15 protein-coding genes and 3 tRNA genes are annotated in these 17,908 nt (G+C 70.0%); 9 read left to right on the forward strand and 9 right to left on the reverse strand.

Going from position 1 to position 17,908, the window contains the following annotated elements:
- The first annotated feature begins 35 nt into the window (after positions 1–35).
- A complete protein-coding gene (purM, locus tag BGM09_RS26285; RefSeq protein WP_188284176.1) occupies positions 36–1,133 on the forward strand; it encodes a phosphoribosylformylglycinamidine cyclo-ligase in 1,098 nt (365 codons plus the stop codon).
- Between the two features lie 110 nt (positions 1,134–1,243).
- Here purM and BGM09_RS26290 read toward each other — a convergent pair whose 3' ends face one another.
- Together BGM09_RS26290 and BGM09_RS26295 are read right to left on the reverse strand one after the other, a co-directional pair.
- Positions 1,244–1,495, reverse strand: a complete 252-nt coding sequence (locus BGM09_RS26290; protein ID WP_188284177.1) for a DUF3073 domain-containing protein — start codon at positions 1,493–1,495, stop codon at positions 1,244–1,246.
- Positions 1,496–1,739: 244 nt separating this feature from the next.
- Positions 1,740–2,894, reverse strand: coding sequence for a Leu/Phe/Val dehydrogenase (locus tag BGM09_RS26295; RefSeq protein ID WP_411158372.1), 1,155 nt, complete (start codon positions 2,892–2,894; stop codon positions 1,740–1,742).
- Positions 2,895–3,142: 248 nt separating this feature from the next.
- Between BGM09_RS26295 and BGM09_RS26300 the strand changes: the two genes are divergently transcribed.
- The gene (locus tag BGM09_RS26300; protein WP_188284179.1) at positions 3,143–3,988 is read left to right on the forward strand and encodes a hypothetical protein; all 846 of its coding nucleotides are present in this window, start codon (positions 3,143–3,145) and stop codon (positions 3,986–3,988) included.
- A 518-nt stretch (positions 3,989–4,506) separates the two neighbouring features.
- Entirely contained in the window at positions 4,507–4,713 is a 207-nt protein-coding gene (gene bldC / locus BGM09_RS26305) for a developmental transcriptional regulator BldC (RefSeq protein WP_003949541.1), read from the forward strand.
- A gap of 607 nt (positions 4,714–5,320) precedes the next feature.
- Here the strand turns inward: bldC and BGM09_RS26310 are convergent.
- The 5 genes from BGM09_RS26310 to BGM09_RS26330 all read right to left on the reverse strand — a co-directional run bounded on the left by BGM09_RS26310 (position 5,321) and on the right by BGM09_RS26330 (position 10,573).
- A tRNA-Asp gene (locus BGM09_RS26310) sits at positions 5,321–5,395 on the reverse strand.
- A gap of 91 nt (positions 5,396–5,486) precedes the next feature.
- Positions 5,487–9,428: an ATP-dependent RNA helicase HrpA gene (hrpA, locus tag BGM09_RS26315; protein WP_188284180.1), complete on the reverse strand. Its 3,942-nt coding sequence runs from the start codon at positions 9,426–9,428 to the stop codon at positions 5,487–5,489.
- A 136-nt stretch (positions 9,429–9,564) separates the two neighbouring features.
- Positions 9,565–9,638: transfer RNA gene (locus tag BGM09_RS26320), tRNA-Phe, on the reverse strand.
- Positions 9,639–9,642: 4 nt separating this feature from the next.
- Positions 9,643–9,717: transfer RNA gene (locus BGM09_RS26325), tRNA-Asp, on the reverse strand.
- A 223-nt stretch (positions 9,718–9,940) separates the two neighbouring features.
- Positions 9,941–10,573, reverse strand: coding sequence for an ATP-binding protein (locus BGM09_RS26330; RefSeq protein ID WP_223187609.1), 633 nt, complete (start codon positions 10,571–10,573; stop codon positions 9,941–9,943).
- A gap of 24 nt (positions 10,574–10,597) precedes the next feature.
- Here BGM09_RS26330 and BGM09_RS26335 point away from each other — a divergent pair, with 24 nt between their 5' ends.
- From BGM09_RS26335 to BGM09_RS26345, 3 genes are read left to right on the forward strand one after another with little or no spacing between them, the layout of a single operon-like run.
- Positions 10,598–11,470, forward strand: coding sequence for a helix-turn-helix domain-containing protein (locus BGM09_RS26335; RefSeq protein WP_188284182.1), 873 nt, complete (start codon positions 10,598–10,600; stop codon positions 11,468–11,470).
- Between the two features lie 4 nt (positions 11,471–11,474).
- Positions 11,475–11,705: a DUF397 domain-containing protein gene (locus tag BGM09_RS26340; protein WP_317452901.1), complete on the forward strand. Its 231-nt coding sequence runs from the start codon at positions 11,475–11,477 to the stop codon at positions 11,703–11,705.
- Positions 11,706–11,750: 45 nt separating this feature from the next.
- Positions 11,751–12,581 (forward strand): SAM-dependent methyltransferase, encoded by an 831-nt coding sequence (locus tag BGM09_RS26345; RefSeq protein WP_223187610.1) that lies wholly within the window; start codon positions 11,751–11,753, stop codon positions 12,579–12,581.
- 19 nt (positions 12,582–12,600) lie between these two features.
- Here the strand turns inward: BGM09_RS26345 and BGM09_RS26350 are convergent, their stop codons facing one another.
- Both BGM09_RS26350 and BGM09_RS26355 read right to left on the reverse strand, forming a co-directional pair.
- Entirely contained in the window at positions 12,601–13,812 is a 1,212-nt protein-coding gene (locus BGM09_RS26350) for an ATP-binding protein (RefSeq protein WP_188284184.1), read from the reverse strand.
- Entirely contained in the window at positions 13,809–14,471 is a 663-nt protein-coding gene (locus BGM09_RS26355) for a response regulator transcription factor (RefSeq protein WP_188284185.1), read from the reverse strand. Before BGM09_RS26355 ends, BGM09_RS26350 begins: the two co-directional genes overlap by 4 nt.
- A gap of 224 nt (positions 14,472–14,695) precedes the next feature.
- Here BGM09_RS26355 and BGM09_RS26360 point away from each other — a divergent pair, with 224 nt between their 5' ends.
- The 3 genes from BGM09_RS26360 to BGM09_RS26370 form a co-directional block, all read left to right on the forward strand.
- Complete coding sequence (locus BGM09_RS26360; protein WP_188284186.1) at positions 14,696–16,153, forward strand: ABC transporter permease; 1,458 nt, start codon at positions 14,696–14,698, stop codon at positions 16,151–16,153.
- A gap of 2 nt (positions 16,154–16,155) precedes the next feature.
- Positions 16,156–16,881, forward strand: a complete 726-nt coding sequence (locus BGM09_RS26365; RefSeq protein ID WP_188284187.1) for an ABC transporter ATP-binding protein — start codon at positions 16,156–16,158, stop codon at positions 16,879–16,881.
- 145 nt (positions 16,882–17,026) lie between these two features.
- Positions 17,027–17,908 (forward strand): LacI family DNA-binding transcriptional regulator (locus BGM09_RS26370; RefSeq protein WP_317452902.1); only part of this gene is annotated, 882 nt, incomplete at its 3' end.

The raw sequence follows: 17,908 nt of genomic DNA on the forward strand, positions 1-17,908 counted from the left end.
GCCCTCCGCACGAACGACACGAAGGTTCCCCAGCTATGTCTGAGTCAACCGGCGCCGCCTCCACCGGCGCTGACTTCTCCGGTGCCAGCTACGCCTCCGCGGGCGTCGACATCGAGGCCGGCGACCGTGCCGTCCACCTGATGAAGGAGTGGGTCCGCAAGGCCACCCGCCCCGAGGTGGTCGGCGGGCTCGGCGGCTTCGCCGGGCTCTTCGACGCCTCCGCGCTCAAGCGGTACGAGCGCCCGCTGCTCGCCTCCGCGACCGACGGCGTCGGCACCAAGGTGGACATCGCCCGCCGGATGGGCGTCTACGACACGATCGGCCACGACCTGGTCGGCATGGTCGTGGACGACCTCGTGGTGTGCGGCGCGGAACCGCTCTTCATGACCGACTACATCTGCGTCGGCAAGGTCCACCCCGAGCGGGTCGCGGCCATCGTCAAGGGCATCGCCGAGGGCTGTGTGCTCGCGGGCTGCGCGCTGGTCGGCGGCGAGACCGCCGAGCACCCGGGGCTGCTGGCCGCGGACGACTTCGACGTGGCGGGCGCGGGCACCGGAGTGGTCGAGGCCGACCAGGTGCTGGGCGCGGACCTGATCCGGCCCGGTGACGCGGTCGTCGCCATCGAGTCGTCGGGACTGCACTCCAACGGCTACAGCCTGGTCCGGCACGTGCTGTTCGACCGGGCGGGCTGGTCGCTGGACCGGCAGGTGCCGGAGTTCGGCCGCACGCTCGGCGAGGAGCTGCTGGAGCCGACGAAGATCTACTCGCTGGACTGCCTGGCGCTGACCCGTACCACCGAGGTGCACGCCTTCTCGCACATCACCGGCGGCGGGCTCGCCAACAACCTGGCGCGTGTCGTCCCCGACCACCTGCGGGCCACCGTCGACCGCTCGACGTGGGAGCCCGCGCCGGTCTTCGGACTGGTCGGGGAGCTGGGCGGGGTCGAGCGCCTGGAGCTGGAGAAGACGCTGAACATGGGCGTCGGCATGATCGCCGTCCTGCCGCAGGAGTCCGTGGACGTCGCGCTCGCGACCCTCGCCGACCGGGGCGTCGGGGCCTGGGTGAGCGGCGAGATCACGGCACGCGAAAGCGGCGCGACGGCCGTCGAACTGACCGGCGACTACGCGCGGTAGAACGGTGGGGTCCTCAGCGCCGACGAGCCGACGACGAAACCCGGTCCGGGGCGGGACCCCGGACCGGGCCGACGTGACATGCGGTGATGTGCGTCTACGTGTGACAGGAGTCAAGCGTGACGGCGCTGGGGGGATGACTCGGACCCGTCGTCCTCGTCCCCGTCGTCGTTGTAGCGATCCGCGTACTGTGCGTACGGGTCGTCATCCTCGTCGTCATCGTCCTCGACAGGTTCCGGATTGACCGGAAGCGGTGACGATGCGCCCAGCTCGTCGGCCAGACGTGAGAGATCCGTGCCGCCGCTGTTGTACTTCAGCTGGCGGGCGACCTTCGTCTGCTTGGCCTTGGCCCGGCCGCGCCCCATGGCTCGACCCCCTTAACGGCGGGGCTCAGCGGCCCCGAGTCTTGACACGCGTTCATGATTCGGAGCGGCCTCCCCGGAGAGAGACCGGTCCGTAGGCCCACAACGGTACCTGCTTCCGACGCCGCACGGTACGTCGCCCGCACGACACGCGTCGGAACAGGGGTCGTTCACGGCCCTGTTCTGCCTGGTCAGGGCCGATTTTACCTTCTTCTAGCGCGAACTTGCTATCGGGCCGTGCTGTCGGTCACGCGGGCCCCTCCGGACGCAGCCATTCCGATGCCGGTGTACGGTCCGCGATCCGCTGTTCCGCGAGCCGGTCCGCGGCCACGGCCGGGGGGACGCCGTCGGTCCTGGCCCGGTCGAAAATGGCCAGAGTCGTGTCGTAGATCTTCGTGGCCTTGGTCTTCGCGCGGTCGAAGTCGAAACCGTGCAGTTCGTCCGCGACCTGGATCACGCCACCGGCGTTCACCACGTAGTCCGGCGCGTAGAGGATGCCGCGGTCGGCGAGGTCCTTCTCGACGCCGGGGTGGGCGAGCTGGTTGTTGGCCGCGCCGCAGACCACCGTGGCGGTCAGCGCGGCGACCGTCGCGTCGTCCAGCGCGCCGCCGAGCGCGCAGGGCGCGTACACGTCGAGCGGGGTGCGCACCAGCACCTGCGCGTCGCTCACCGAGGTGACCCGCGGGTGACGGGCGGTGATCCGGTCGACGGCGTCCGCGCGGACATCGGTGATCACGACCTCGGCGCCGTCCTCCAGCAGGTGCTCCACGAGGTGGTGGCCGACCTTGCCGACCCCGGCCACGCCGACCCGGCACCCGCGCAGCGTCGGCTCGCCCCACTGGGTCCGCGCGGCGGCGCGCATGCCCTGGAAGACACCGAAGGCGGTGAGCACGGAGGAGTCGCCGGCGCCGCCGTTCTCCGGCGAGCGGCCGGTCGTCCAGCGGTTCTCGCGGGCCACGACGTCCATGTCCGCGACATACGTGCCGACGTCGCACGCGGTGACGTACCGGCCGCCGAGCGAGGCCACGAACCGGCCGTAGGCGAGCAGCAGTTCCTCGGTCTTGAGCGTGTCGGGGTCGCCGATGACGACGGCCTTGCCGCCGCCGTGGTCGAGCCCGGCGAGCGCGTTCTTGTACGACATGCCGCGGGCGAGGTTGAGCGCGTCCTCGACGGCCTCCTCGTCGGAGGCGTAGGCGTGGAAGCGGGTGCCGCCGAGGGCCGGGCCCAGGGCGGTCGAGTGGAGCGCGATGACGGCCTTGAGGCCGGATGCGCGGTCCTGGCACAGGACGACCTGCTCGTGCCCGCCCTGTTCCGATCGGAACAGTCTGGCGAGGACGGTCGACGCGGTGGAGCCGGTCGACTCGACTGACGAGGAGTGGTCGGTCTGTCGTACGTCGGTCACGGTGGTGACTCCCATAGTCCAGTTTTTCCGGGCGAACCCGGTTGGCCTTGCTGGCCTCCGGCTCCCCGTGCGGGTGGCGGGAGGCCGGATATGCAGAAGGGTAGGCCCTGGGCGGGCGATCATGGGACCGCGTTCATGTGTGGGTTCCGGTGATCCCGCGACGGTTCTTCACAGTGGCCGGGATCACCTCCGGGGCGGGGGGTCGCGTGGGACGATCGAAACATCAAGGCCGTGGCGAGGGAGCGGGTGTGGGCGGTTCACCGGTAGTGGTCCCCTACGCGGCCTATTTGCGGGTCTACGAGCCCCTGGCGGCCTTTCCAGAGCCCGAACGCACCCACTGGTACCGGTATGCGTCGGCCGGGCTGACGCGTACCGCTCAGGACGAGCTACGGCAGTCGCTGGCCGACCTCCTGCCGGTGCCCCCGGTGGCCGTGCCGGTGCACGAGAGCGGGGACGCCTTCGTGGCCGTGGTCTCCGGCGTCACCCACATCTGCCCCTGGCGCACCCGGCTGCGCGGCTGGCTCGCCCTGGAGAACGTGGGGGAGCTGCTGCCCGAGCCGGTGCTCGACGCGATGCTGCCGCCGGTCGTACGCCTCCAGGCCGCCGCCGACCACGAGAGCTGGCGGGAGCGGAATCCGGACGCCCGGCCGTGGATCCGCTCGGCCACCTGGCACGTGCCGGTGCGCTGGTTCGCCCTGGTCGGGGACGACGAGCGGGAGTACGAGCCGTCGGGCGCGGGGGAGTCGAAGGAGCCGCTGCTGCGGTACCGCACGCCCATGGTCCAGGCCAGGCGGCGGGTCGCGCGGGCGCTGCGGGTGCTCAAGGACGCCCTGGACGAGGGCCCGTTGATCGACGGGCTGATCGATGTGGGGCGCTGGCTGGAGGAGTTCCACCCGCGCTCGCTGGTCGAGCTGGACTACGGCGGCCTGGTGCACGTGATGGGCCAGGACACGCTCGCGGAGGACCGCTCGGCGGCCGATGTGGCCGAGGGGCTCGCCGCGCTGCGGGCCGGGGACTCGGCGGCGGCCGGGGTGGCGTACGAGCGGCTGACCGACCGGTGGCGGGCGGTCAGGGAGCTTCAGTTCTCCAGTTGAGGGCAGCCGGGGCGTGACGGGGGTCACGGCCGCCGCCCCGGTGTGATCTTCGGCGCAGGGTTCGTGGGTCCCCTGTTGTCTCGTTGTGTCTCTTCCGCCTCTCAGCTTGCCTTTTGGCATCGAGAGCGGCGGTAATGGCCCAAGCGTGACGGAGAGCACGTAAGCGGACTCTTGCCTGCATCACCATGTCTCGTGTCAAAATGGGACATCGGGTCCTCCTCGGACGCGTTTCGAAGGTGGGGATGGGGCAGATGATCAGGTTGTGACTGATCGTCACGTTGGTGTGACTGTCCGCTATGACACGGTCCATCGGCTTCCGCCGAGCTTGAACACCTGAGAGGGCAATTCCATCGGTTTGGCCGACGAGGCTGGACGGATGGTGTAGTTGTAGTGCCGAGGACAAGCCGTTCGTCCTATTACCGACTCGGCCCACGTCTGCCATTTCGGGCAACGTGGGTCAAGGTGCAGAATTTAGAGGAAAGAACCGCGTTGGTTCGGTTCTCTCGAGGAGGCCGCTCATGACCGCTCGCACCCCTGATGCCGAGCCGTTGCTCACCCCTGCTGAGGTCGCCACCATGTTCCGCGTCGACCCGAAGACGGTCACGCGCTGGGCAAAGGCCGGCAAGCTCACATCCATCCGCACGCTCGGCGGGCACCGCCGCTACCGCGAGGCGGAGGTCCGCGCGCTGTTGGCGGGCATTCCGCAGCAGCGCAGCGAGGCCTGACAGCCCTTTGGGCGGCTAACGGGGCCCCCACCCCATATGTCGCCCGACCCGAAGGCCACCTGCCCCCATCAGGGACGCCGGAGGGAGCTACGAGCTCTACCAGCTCCACCCAGCTCCACCCAGCTTCACCAAGACCGCATCGGACTCCGCCGGGTCCGATGCGGTCTTTTTCGTGCCCGCGGCGGCCTGGGGCGGCCCCGGGCCGCCGCGGGGTCATGTGGGGCCGCGCGGGCGGTTTGTGGGCGTTCCGTGCGCGCCAGGGGCGTGGTCTGTGGGGTCCTGGGGGCGGTTGCGTGCTAGCGCCGGAGTCGTCCCCAGGGAGGTGCAATTGCACATATTAAATCGAGAGCCTTCCGGAGGGCGTCGAGTTCCCCACTCCCGAAACAGGTTTCCGTGACTCCCGTCACACTCCGGGCACTTGTGGATCTTGATCCCCGTACGCTAATGAACTCCCCGCGGCGCGGGGCGAGTAGACCGAGGGCGCTCTCCGCGTCGGCGCCAGTGGCCCTCCTCCGACCACATGAGGAGCCGCAGTGGGCGAAGGCTCGGGCACAGCGAAAAGACCCGCACCTTGAAGTGGGTGCGGGTCTTATGGCAGACGGTACGGCGGTCCTGACGGGATTTGAACCCGCGGCCTCCACCTTGACAGGGTGGCGAGCACTCCAAACTGCTCCACAGGACCTGGTGTCACAGCCTGTTGGGCTCGGCTGCGAGACAGACTGTACAGCAGGTCAGGGGGTGGGGTCGAACTCGTTGCCGGAGGCAGGCGGCGGTCAGGCCCAGGCGTCGTCGAGGGCCTTGAAGACGCGTTTGTCGGACACCGGGAACGCCGTGCCCAGCGCGTGCGCGAAGTAGCTGACGCGCAGCTCCTCGATCATCCAGCGGATGTCCCGCACCGCGGCCGGCACCGGCCGCCCGGCCGACTGCGCGGCCAGCAGCTCGCCGTACTCGGCCTGGATCTCCCGGACCTTCTCCATCCGCGTGGTGTCCCGCTGGACCCCCGTCGGCATCTGCTGGAGGCGGCGGTCGACGCCGACCAGATACCGCATCAGGTCGGGCAGCCGCTTGAGCCCCGCGTCGGTCACGAAACCGGCGTGCACGAGGCCCGCGAGCTGCTCCCGTACGTCCTGGAGGTTGGCGACCAGCGCGAGGCTCGTGGTGTCCTTCAGGCGCCGCTCGCAGGACTGCCAGGCGGCCAGCACCTGCTGGACCCGCTGGACGCTGCGCGAGGTCAGCTCGACCAGATCGGCGCGGACCGCGTCGTACAGCTTGCGGAAGGACTCCTCGTCCCACGCGGGCCCGCCGTGGTCGGCGATCAGCCGGTCGGCGGCGGCGGTCGCGCAGTCCTCGAAGAGCGCCTGCACGCTGCCGTGCGGATTGCGCGAGAGCGCCAGCTTCTGCTGGTTGGACAGCTTGTCGGCGGCGAATTTGGCCGGGTTCACCGGCACGTTGAGCAGGATCAGCCGCCGGGTGCCCCGCCACATCGCCGCGGCCTGCTCCGGCTCGGTGTCGAAGAGCCGTACGGCCACGGTGGCGCCCTCGTCGACGAGCGCGGGGAACGCCTTGACGGGCTGGCCCGCGCGCCGTGCCTCGAAGGTGCGCGGCAGCGCGCCGATCGTCCAGTCGGTGAGCCCGGTGCGCTGCTGGACCGAGGCGAGCGCGGGGTCGGAGGCCGACTCGAATGCCTTGGTGATCGCCTCCCGCGTCTTCGGCTTCAGCCGCAGCCGCAGCGCGTCGAGGTCCTTGTCCTCGGCGAGCTTGCGGCGTCGCTCGTCCACCACGCGGAAGGTGATCTTCAGATGCTCGGGCACCTTGCCGAGGTCGAAGTCCTCCCCGGTGACCGGCACCCCGACCATCTTCTGCAACTCCCGCGCCAGCACGGACGGCAGGGGGTCGGGCCCGGCGACCGCCGTGTTCAGGAAGCGCTTGGCGTAGTTCGGCGCGGGTACGTAATGGCGGCGGATCGCCTTGGGCAGCGAGCGGATCAGCTCGGTGACGACCTCCTCGCGCAGGCCCGGGATCTGCCAGTCGAAGCCGTCGGCCGAGACCTGGTTGAGGACCTGGAGCGGGATGTGGACGGTGACGCCGTCGGCGTCGGCGCCCGGCTCGAACTGGTACGTCACGCGGAATGTGAGCGCGCCCTGCCGCCAGGAGTCCGGGTAGTCGTCCTTGGTGACGGCCTCCGCGTTCTCGTTGATCAGCATGGAGTGCTCGAAATTCAGCAACTCCGGCTCTTCGCGCCGCTTCTGCTTCCACCAGGAGTCGAAGTGAGCGCCGGACACGACGTCTTCTGGCAGCCGTGCGTCGTAGAAGTCGAACAGCGTCTCGTCGTCCACGAGGATGTCGCGGCGCCGGGCGCGGTGCTCCAACTCCTCGACCTCGCCCAGCAGTTTGCGGTTGTCGTGGAAGAACTGGTGGTGGGTGCGCCAGTCGCCCTCGACCAGCGCGTTGCGGATGAACAGCTCGCGGGAGACCTCGGGGTCGATCCGGCCGTAGGTGACCTTGCGCTGGGCGACCAGCGGGACGCCGTAGAGGGTGACGCGCTCGTACGCCATCACCGCCGCCTGGTCCTTCTCCCAATGCGGCTCGCTGTAGGTGCGCTTGACCAGGTGCTGGGCCAGCGGCTCCACCCACTCCGGCTCGATCCGCGCGTTGACCCGCGCCCACAGCCGGGAGGTCTCCACCAACTCGGCCGACATGATCCAGCGCGGCGGCTTCTTGAACAGCGCCGAGCCGGGGAAGACGGCGAATTTGGCGCTGCGCGCGCCCAGATACTCGTTCTTGTCCGTGTCTTTGAGCCCCAGGTGCGACAACAGCCCCGCCAGCAGCGACTGGTGGACCCGTACCGGATCGGCCGCGTCCTCCTCGGACGTGGGCTCGGTGACCGTGATGCCCATCGACTTCGCGACCGTACGGAGCTGGCTGTAGATGTCCTGCCACTCGCGGATGCGCAGGTAGTTGAGGTATTCGCTGCGGCACATGCGGCGGAAGGCAGACGAGGACAGGTCCTTCTGCCGGTCGCGGACGTAGCTCCACAGGGCGAGGAAGGACAGGAAGTCGCTGGTCTCGTCGCGGAAGCGGGCGTGGCTCTGGTCGGCCTGCGTCTGCTTGTCCGCGGGGCGTTCGCGCGGGTCCTGGATGGACAGCGCCGCCGCGATCACCATGACCTCGCGCGCGCACCCGTTGCGGTCGGCCTCCAGCACCATACGGGCGAGCCGGGGGTCCACCGGGAGCTGCGAGAGCTTGCGGCCCAGCGGGGTCAGCCGCTTGCGCGGGTCCTTCTCCTTGGGGTCCAACGCGCCCAGCTCTTCGAGGAGTTGGACACCGTCCTTGATGTTCCGGCTGTCCGGCGGGTCGATGAAGGGGAAGCGCGCGATGTCGCCGAGCCCGGCCGCCGTCATCTGGAGGATGACCGAGGCCAGGTTGGTCCGCAGGATCTCGGCGTCGGTGAACTCCGGCCGGGACAGGAAGTCGTCCTCGTCGTACAGCCGGATGCAGACGCCGTCCGAGGTACGGCCGCAGCGGCCCTTGCGCTGGTTCGCGCTGGCCTGGCTGATCCGCTCGATCGGCAGCCGCTGCACCTTGGTGCGGTGGCTGTAGCGGGAGATCCTGGCGGTGCCGGGGTCGATCACATAGCGGATGCCGGGGACGGTCAGCGACGTCTCGGCGACGTTCGTGGCCAGGACCACTCGCCGCCCGCTGTGCTGCTGGAAGACGCGGTGCTGCTCGGCCGACGACAGCCGCGCGTACAGCGGCAGCACCTCGGTCGAGCGGAGGTTCTTCTTGGTCAGGGCGTCCGCGGTGTCGCGGATCTCGCGCTCGCCGGAGAGGAAGACCAGGATGTCGCCGGGACCCTCGGCCTGGAGTTCGTCGACCGCGTCGCAGATCGCGGTGATCTGGTCGCGGTCTGACTCCTCGCTGTCCTCCTCAAGCAACGGCCGGTAGCGGACCTCCACCGGATACGTACGCCCGCTGACCTCGACCACCGGCGCGTCGCCGAAATGCCGGGAGAAGCGCTGCGGGTCGATCGTCGCCGAGGTGATGATCACCTTCAGGTCCGGGCGGCGCGGCAGGAGTTGGGCCAGGTAGCCGAGGATGAAGTCGATGTTGAGGCTGCGCTCGTGCGCCTCGTCGATGATGATCGTGTCGTACGCGCGCAGCTCGCGGTCGGTCTGGATCTCGGCGAGCATGATGCCGTCGGTCATCAGCTTGACCAGCGTGGAGTCGCCGACCTGGTCGGTGAAGCGGACCTTCCAGCCGACCGCCTGCCCGAGCGGTGTCGCCAGCTCCTCCGCCACGCGCTCGGCGACGGTACGGGCCGCGATCCGGCGCGGCTGGGTGTGGCCGATCAGGCCGCGCACCCCGCGGCCCAGCTCCAGACAGATCTTCGGGATCTGCGTCGTCTTGCCCGAGCCCGTCTCGCCCGCGACGATCACCACCTGGTGGTCGCGGATCGCCGCCAGGATGTCGTCCTTCCTCTGACTGACCGGCAGCGCCTCGGGATAGCTGATCCCCGGCACGGCGGCCCGGCGGGCCGCCAGCCGCGCCTCGCCCTTGTCCATCTCGGCGGCGATCTCGGCCAGCACCGAGGCCCGCGCCTCCGGCTTGCGGATGCGGCGGGCGCCGTCGAGTCGGCGGCCGAGCCGCTGCTCGTCGCGCAAAGTCAGCGACGGCAGCCGTGCGGCGAGATCAGCGGAGGTGGGTTGGGTAGACATACGCGGTCCAGGATCGCATCTGCGGCGGGCGCGCGGCGAACGCATTTCCCCGCGGCGGTACGCACGGTGACGGTGGGGCGCATGGCGCACGGGAACGACGTAGGCCCCGTCCGGAGACGGGGCCTACGTCGTGCGGTGGCTGGGGCCGGGGTCGAACCGGCGACCTACCGCTTTTCAGGCGGTCGCTCGTACCAACTGAGCTACCCAGCCGCAGCGGTCCTGACGGGATTTGAACCCGCGGCCTCCACCTTGACAGGGTGGCGAGCACTCCAAACTGCTCCACAGGACCAAGCTTGTGCGGGACAATTCTCGCACAGGATCTCGGGTGCTCCGTACCGCTTGTCCGCCGCTGATCCGGGACCGGAAAGTGACCGGATCATCACGCTGGGACAGGGGCACGTCGCTGGATCAGCGTAGCAGACCCCGGCAGAGCTCCTTCGTGGCCGCGAATGCCCGTGAGCCCGCCAGCCCGTGAGCCCGTCGGGTCGTCAGGCCGCCAGCCCGTCAGGCCCTCAGGCCGTCTCGTCGCGGAACACCGCGCGCACGATCCGGCCGACGCCGTCGCGGCCCGGGGCCACTTCCCACTCGTCGCACACCGCGTCCACCAGCAGCAGCCCGCGGCCGTTGACCTCGTGGGTGCCGCTGTCGCGCATGACCGGGCCCTCGCCGACGTTTCCGTGGTCCTCGACCTCGATACGGACCCGTACGCCGTCGCGCCGGACGGAACAGATGACGGTCGGGCTCGTCGTATGACGCACGGCATTGGTGACGAGTTCACTCACCAACAGAGCCGCCGTATCGCAGGCGTCCAGGCCGCATCCGCGCGCGGTCAGATATGCGCGCGCACGGCGCCGGGCCTCGGAAACCGACGCGCCGCATGCCAGCAGTTCGAAAGTGCAGCCGTCGGCACGAGGCCGGGGCGTACGGGAAGCGGAGCCAATGCCGGGAGTAGTCAGCCGGGAACTCACGGTATCGGTGGTAGGTGAACCCACAGCGGAGATTCCTCTCCATCGCGTGTGCGTGAACGTGGTCACCTGGCCACTATGCGCCCCGGCGCGCTCAGTGGGCAAGGTTAATCTTGATAATTTCACCGAGAAGGCAATCGAGGTGTGGATATCACCGAGGGGGTGGCACACTTCTCCCATGGACTCGGTGAGAGGAGCCGGGGCGTGACCGCTGCGCAGTCGTCGGGCGGCTCGACCGTCCGGCTGATGGTGCTCGGCAGACGATTGCGCGACCTGCGGGTCGCCGCCGGGAAGTCGTTCGAGGACGCCGCCGTCGTCCTCGACGTGGCTCCTCTGACGATCCGACGCATGGAGCTGGCCAAGGGCAAGTGGAAGCTCCCCTACGTCAAGACGCTGCTGGAGGAGTACGGCGTCCCCGGCGACGAGGCCAGGACCTTCCTCGCCCTCGTCCGCGAGGCCAACCAGCCCGGCTGGTGGCACCGCTACCGGGACGCCCTGCCCGCCTGGTTCAGCGGATACGTCAGCCTGGAGGAAGAGGCCAGCCTCATCCGGGCCTACGAACCCCACTACATCCCCGGCCTGCTCCAGACCGAGGAATACGCGCTGACCGTGCTGCGGGCCGGCGTCCACGACGCCGAGGAGAAGGTCGACCAGGAGGTCGAACGCCGGGTCGCCGTCCGCAGGCAGCGGCAGCACCTGCTCACCTCCGCGAATCCGCCCGAATTGTGGGTGGTCATGGACGAGACCGTGTTCCGCCGTCCCATGGTGCCCGCCGAGATCATGCGGGCCCAGATCGACCGCCTCATCGAAGCGGCCGAACAGCCGAACATCAAGCTTCAGGTGATGCCTTTCGGCATCTGCGCGCACGAGGGCATGTACGGGTCGTTCCACATCTTCCGATTCCCGCACGAGGAGATCTCCGACATCGTCTATGTCGAGAATCTCGTCGGCGCCGTCTATCTCGACGAGTACGACGATGTCACGACCTTCCAGGAAGCCCTGGACCGTATGTGCGCCCATGCCCTGCCAGTACAACGCACCGGAGAATTCCTCGGTGCCATTCGCAAGGAGCTCTAGGCCAGTGAATCGCATACACAACGCTGTTCTCACGCTGGGAGCGGAAGGCTGGCACAAGCCGTGGAGCGGAAGCAACGGCGGCAGTTGCGTGGAGGTCCGCAGGCTTCCCGACGGCCGTTACGCGGTCCGCCAGTCCACCGATCCGGAAGGTCCCGCGCTGATCTTCACGCAGATCGAACTCGACGTCTTCTCCCAGGGCTGGGAGGCTGGACAGGCCGGCCTCGCGGTTTCCTGACGCTCATCACTTACTTAACGCAGGCGTACTCAGGAGGAACAGCGGATGCCCGACGACATGGCCTGGACGCGGCGGCCTGCGAACTACGAGCCGCCCGAGATCGACACGAGCGTCGCGCACTCGGCACGGGTGTACGACTACATTCTCGGCGGCAAGGACAACTACCCGCTGGACCGCGAGGCCGCCGAGCAGATGCTGAGCGGCTGGCCCAGCCTGCGGATATCGATGCGTGAGAACCGTAAATTCATGCACCGGGCCGTCCGCTTCATGGCCGAGCAGGGCATCGACCAGTTCCTGGACATCGGCACCGGCATTCCGACCTCGCCGAATCTCCACGAGATCGCGCAGGGCGTCACCCCCGGCGCGCACGTCGTCTACATGGACAACGACCCGATCGTGCTGGCCCACGCGGGCGCCCGGCTGACCAGCACGCCCGAGGGCCGTACCGCCTACATCCACGCGGACATGAAGGACCCGGCGGCGATCCTCGGCTCGGCCGAACTGGCCGAGACCCTGGACATGTCCCGGCCCGTCGGCCTGTCGATCATCGCCGTGCTCCAGTTCGTCATGGACGACCAGAAGGCGTACGACCTGGTCGAGCAGTACGTGGACATCCTGCCGTCCGGCAGCTACCTGGCGATCTCCACGGTCACCACCGACTCCAGCCCGAAGCCGATCGGCGGTGTCGTCGCCGAGTACACCAAGCGCGGCATGCCCGCCCGCAACCGCACCCACGCCGAGGTGCTGCCCTTCTTCGCGGGTCTCGACCTGGTCGAGCCCGGCGTCACCCTCGTCCACAACTGGCGCCCGGAGCCCGGGGGCACGGTCGACGACTCGCAGGTCGCGATGTACGGGGGAGTGGCGTACAAGCCGTAACGGCCCGTACGTGCTCGGCTCAGCGCGCGGCCGGGGGGAAGGTGACCCGGACGGTGAGGCCGCCGTCCGGGTTCGCCGCCGCTTCGGCGGTGGCCCCGTGGGCCAGGGCGATCGATCGCACGATGGCGAGGCCCAGACCGTGGCCCGAGCGGTCGCTGGCGATGCGGGACGCGGGCCGGTAGAAGGGCTCGAAAAGCCGCTCGACGGTCGCCGCGTCGACGCGCGGCCCGGTGTTCTCGACCTCCAGCACGACGGTGTCGCCGCCGTCGCGGTGTACGGCGATCTCCACCCGGCCGCCGGGGTGGTTGTACGTCAGCGCGTTGTCCAGCAGATTCGCCATGAGCTGGCCCAGCAGCGCGGAGTTGCCGCCGATCGCGCAGCCGCTCTCCGCGTCCCGGTCGATGGTGATCCCGCGCGCGGCGGCCGACGCCTCGCGCTCGCGGGCGACGCGTCCGGCCAGTGCGCCGAGGTCGGCCGGGCTCGTGTCGAAGGGCGCGTGTTCGGCGCCGGCGAGTTCCAGCAGGGCGCGGACGACGGCGATGTTGCGTTCGTTGGTCTCGGTCAACATCGGTGTCAGCTCGGCCAGTTCGGCCCCGGTGCTGTCCTTGGCCGCCACCTGGAGGATGGCCCGGGTGGTGGCGAGCGGGGTGAGCAGTTCGTGCGAGGCGTTGGCGGCGAACCGCTGGTGGGCGGCGAAGGATTCCTCAAGCCGGGCGAGCATGTCGTCGAAGGTGTCGGCGAGTTGGCGCAGTTCGTCTGCGGGCCCCTCCGCGTTGATCCGGTAGTGCAGATTGCCGTCCCTGGCCCTGGCGGCGGCCCTGCTGATGGTGTGCAGCGGCGCCAACAGCCGCCGTGAGACCAGCCATCCGGCGCCGAGCCCGAGCGTCATCACGATCAGCAGCCCGACGACGGACGTGGTCAGCACCGTCGACCACACGTCCTGCTTGGTGCGGATCTTCTTCGTCTCGGCGTATCCGAATTCGGGCCGAGCCGAGGCGGAGGGGCCCTGGGCGGTCGGATACGGATACGGATACGGGTAAGCGGGTTGGCTTGACCGCGGGAGATCGGTGGCCGAGCGGGCGGGCGCGGGGCCGAGTTCGTACGTGGGCACGTATCGGATGCCGACGTAGATGATCACGACCATCAGCGCGGCGGCCACGGCGAGTGCGCTGGCGAACCCCGCGAAGAGGCGGCCCTGGATGCCGAGGGTGCGGCGGCCCGGCCAGCTCATTCGGCGCCGAGGTAGTAGCCCGCGCCGGTCGCGGTGTGCACGAGCCGCGGGGCGCCGAGCTTGCGGCGCAGGGTGTGGATCACCAGGCGGACCGCGTTGGTGAAGGGGTCGGCGTGCTCGTCCCAGCCCTTCTCCAGCAGGTACTCGGCGCTCAGCACCCCGCCGTCCGCCCGCATCAGCAGCTCCAGGACGGTGATCTCCTTCGGGGTCAGCCGCACCTCCTCGCCCGCGCGGGTCACGCGGCGGCGGTGCGGGTCGAAGGTGACGTCGGCGAAGCGGAGCACGGGCGCGTACGCCATGGGGCTGCGGCGGTGCAACGCCCTCAGCCGGGCGACGAGTTCGGGGAAGTCGAAGGGCTTGACCAGATAGTCGTCGGCGCCCAGGCCCAGGCCCTCGATCTTGTCGCCGAGCCGTCCGGCGGCGGTGAGCATCAGGACCCGGCAGCCGGTGCCGAGCTCCGGCAGCCGCCTGCACACCTCGTCCCCGTGCACGCCCGGCAGGTCGCGGTCCAGGACCATCGCGTCGTAGTCGTGGACCGCGAGGCGTTCCAGCGCCGCCGCTCCGTCGTACACGACATCGACGGCGAACCCCGCTTTGCGCAGCCCGATGCCGAGAATCCGGGCCATGTGTTCCTCGTCCTCGACCACCAGTACGCGCACGGTCCGACAATCCCTTTTCCTGTGAGCTTCTTGTGGCCTTTTCCCGCGGCCCGTCCTCTCGCCCTCCCCCTCTCCGCCAAAGCTCTACCAGAGGCCGTATTCGATCCGTGTATGAGCGCGTCGATTCCTCAAACACCGCCCAAAACCCCTGGTGGCTAGCGTCGGCGACCGTCCATGGCGAGACCGGCCGTGGAGGGACCGTCGAACAGGAGAAGCGACGCACGATGAATTTCCTGAAACGTGCCTGGTGGCGGTTGTCCGTCCAGCTCGGCAAAACCGCGATGATGACGGGCATCTTCTTCGTCATCTGCACTCTCGTGCTGTCCGGATTCCTCATACAGGCAGCCGCCGCCCGCGCCGCCGACCGTGCGAAGCAGCAGGTGGGCGTGGTGGCGACCATGCAGCTCGACCTCGACGCGCTGATCAACTCGGGGAGCGGGTCGAAGTCGAACGGCGCCCAGCCGGGCGTCATCGGGCCCGGCGGTGATCTGCACCGCGATCTCGTGGACAAGATCTGCGCGTCCCCCGTGGTGGCCCGGTGCAACTACACGACGGACGCGGGCGGCGCCCCCACCGATTCCGCCCGGCTCTATCAGCCGGTGCCGCCGCCGAACGGCACCGACACCGTGGGCACCGACTTCTTCAAGGCGTCCGGTGTCCGCGATCTGCGGGCCGTCCCCGAATTCCGCAACGGCGACTCGAAGATCGTGTCGGGCACAGGGATCGGCCCCGGCAGCGCGAGCGACCAGATCGTGGTCGAGGAACGTATGGCCAAGGAGAACCGGCTGAAGGTCGGCGACCGCGTCGAACTCAAGGTCGGCGAACTGCCCCCGCCGGGACAGAAACCGGACGAGCGGCCGATCGGCTTCACGGTCGTGGGGATCTACCGCAGCGGCATCCCGGACAGCGGCCAGTACCTGCCCGCGATGGTCGACCCCGCGAACGAGGTCTACGTCACCACGGACGGCGCCAGCGCACTGCTCGGCAAGAGCACCGGCGACGGCAAGGGCGTGCTCAAGTCGGCCACCTTCACCCTGCGCGACCCCGGCGACCTGGGCAGGCTCAAGAGCGACGCGAAGGCGGCGGGCGCCGACCTGACGCTCTTCCCGGTCAGCGTGAACGACAAGCAGTACCGGACGCTGGTCGGCCCGATCACCAAGACCGCCGACTTCGCCGGGGTCACGGTCTGGCTGGTCGCCCTCGCGGGCACCGCCGTCCTCGCCCTCGTCATCGCCTCGACGCTGCGCGAGCGGCGCAAGGAACTCGGCGTGCTGCTCTCGATGGGCGAGCGCAAGCCGCGGCTGCTCGGGCAGCACCTGGCGGAGATCGTCGCCTGCGCGGTGATCGCCGTCGGCCTCGCCGCCGCGTGCGGCCAGGTGCTCTCGCAGGCGATCGGCGACCACCTGCTGTCCAGCGAGGTGTCCTCGGCCAACGCCTCGGCCGCCGACGCGGGCCGCACCCCCGACCGCAGCGATTCGAGCGGCCTGCACACCATCCAGGACGGCTCCGACGGCGACGGTTCCGGCATCGAGCCGATCGACACGATGGACGTACGGCTCGGCGCGGGCGAGATCGGGAAGGTCGGCGCGACCGGCCTGGCCATCGCCGTACTGGCCACCGTCTTCCCCGGCGCCCGCATCCTGCGCCTGAACCCGCGCGACATCCTCACGAAGGGCGACTGACCATGACGACCCCCGCCGCCGCGCCCGCCGCCCCGGCTCCCGCGCCTTCCGCCCCGGTCCTCGAACTGACCGATCTCGTCCACACCTACCGGACCGGCGGCTCCCGGCGCACCGTCCTGAAGGGGATCAGCCACTCCTTCGAGGCGGGCCGCGTGTACGCGATCGTCGGCCCGTCCGGCAGCGGCAAGACCACGCTGCTCTCGCTGGCCAGCGGCCTGGACACACCGACCTCTGGCACCGTCCGCTTCCGGGGCCGGGACATCACCGACCTCGGCCTGGGCACGTACCGCAACCGGCATGTCTCGACGGTCTTCCAGTCCCTGAACCTGCTCACCTACCTGACGGCGCTCCAGAACATCACCTCGGCCATGGACATCACCGGGGTGAGGGCCGGGGCCGGGGGCAGGAAGCGGCGCGCGGCCGAACTCCTGGACCTGCTCGGCATCACCGGCGCCGAGCAGCGCCGCAAGCCGCTCCACCTGTCCGGCGGCCAGCAGCAGCGGGTCGCCATCGCGCGCGCCCTCGCCTGCGAGGTCGACATCCTCTTCGCCGACGAGCCCACCGGCAGCCTCGACCAGGAGACGGCCGCCGACATCGTCGCCGTCTTCCGCGGGCTCGCCCACGACGAGGGCAAGTGCGTCGTCATCGTCACGCACTCGCAGCAGGTCGCGACGGCCGCCGACGAGGTGCTGCGGCTCAAGCGGGGCAAGCTTTCCCGCCACCAGTGACGGCGCTCCGCCGATAACCACAGGTCGGCGGGGCGGGCGGGGGTGGCCGGAAAATGCGGTCCACCCCCTTGACGTCGCGCGCGACGAGGTCCACAGTGCTCGTTAATGCGCATTAGTAATGCGCATTAACGAAGGAGGAGCACAGGTGGACGAACCCAGGAAGCGGTCCCGGCCGGGCCGGGCGCCCTCGCCGACCGGGCGTACGTCACGGCCGCGTCAGGCGGAGGTCGCGCGGCTCGCGGGCGTCTCGCAGGCCACGGTCTCGCTGGTGCTCGGCGGCAAGCGGGAGGGCGTCGCGATCTCGGAGGAGACCCGGCGCAAGGTGCTCGACGCCGCGCGCAGCCTCGGATACGTCCCCGACCCGGCCGCCCGCAGGCTGGCCGCCGCCCGCAACGACCTGTTGGGCGTCTTCAGCTTCACCGCGACCTTCCCCACCGACGTACAGCACTCGTACTACCCGTTCCTGGTGGGCGTCGAGCAGGAGGCCGCCGCGCGCGGCTACGACCTGGTGCTCTTCACCGGCTCCAGTTCCGGCGGCGCGGGGGCCGCCGGACCCGAGGCGCTGAGCCGGGTCCGGCTGGCGGACGGCTGTCTCTTCCTCGGCCGGCACGCGCCCGCGCAGGAGCTGAGCCGCCTGGTCGGCGACGGCTTCCCCGTGGTCCACATCGGCCGCAGGGACGAGCTGGAGGGCCTGCCCTGGGTCGGTGCCGACTACGTCAACGCCACCCGGGAGGTCGTCGGGCGGCTCGCGGAGCTCGGCCACCGTCGGATCGTGCTCGTCCGCGAGGACGACGAGGCGCCCGCGTCGACCGACCGTGAACACGGCTTCCTCAAGGGCCTGGAGGCGGCCGGGCTGCCCGGCGGCCCCGCGGCCGTCTTCCGCTCGGCGGCCCCCGAGACCGACCTGACCCCCGAGCGGCTGCGCGGCTGGCTCGCCGAGGGCGTCACCGCGTTCGTCGCCGAGGAGACCGACACCGGCAGCGCGTGGCGGGCCCTGCGCGGCGCCGCCCGCGCCGCCTGGATCGAG

This window comes from Streptomyces sp. CBMA29 (genome assembly GCF_014596445.1).
In the GTDB taxonomy this organism is placed as follows: Bacteria; Actinomycetota; Actinomycetes; order Streptomycetales; family Streptomycetaceae; genus Actinacidiphila.

Coding starts and splice junctions, on each gene's coding strand:
- BGM09_RS26360 (WP_188284186.1), top strand. CDS start 14,696: ATGAATTTCCTGAAACGTGCCTGGTGGCGGTTGTCCGTCCAGCTCGGC.
- BGM09_RS26345 (WP_223187610.1), top strand. CDS start 11,751: ATGCCCGACGACATGGCCTGGACGCGGCGGCCTGCGAACTACGAGCCG.
- purM (WP_188284176.1), top strand. CDS start 36: ATGTCTGAGTCAACCGGCGCCGCCTCCACCGGCGCTGACTTCTCCGGT.
- bldC (WP_003949541.1), top strand. CDS start 4,507: ATGACCGCTCGCACCCCTGATGCCGAGCCGTTGCTCACCCCTGCTGAG.
- BGM09_RS26330 (WP_223187609.1), bottom strand. CDS start 10,573: ATGGGAGAAGTGTGCCACCCCCTCGGTGATATCCACACCTCGATTGCC.
- hrpA (WP_188284180.1), bottom strand. CDS start 9,428: ATGTCTACCCAACCCACCTCCGCTGATCTCGCCGCACGGCTGCCGTCG.
- BGM09_RS26290 (WP_188284177.1), bottom strand. CDS start 1,495: ATGGGGCGCGGCCGGGCCAAGGCCAAGCAGACGAAGGTCGCCCGCCAG.
- BGM09_RS26365 (WP_188284187.1), top strand. CDS start 16,156: ATGACGACCCCCGCCGCCGCGCCCGCCGCCCCGGCTCCCGCGCCTTCC.
- BGM09_RS26350 (WP_188284184.1), bottom strand. CDS start 13,812: ATGAGCTGGCCGGGCCGCCGCACCCTCGGCATCCAGGGCCGCCTCTTC.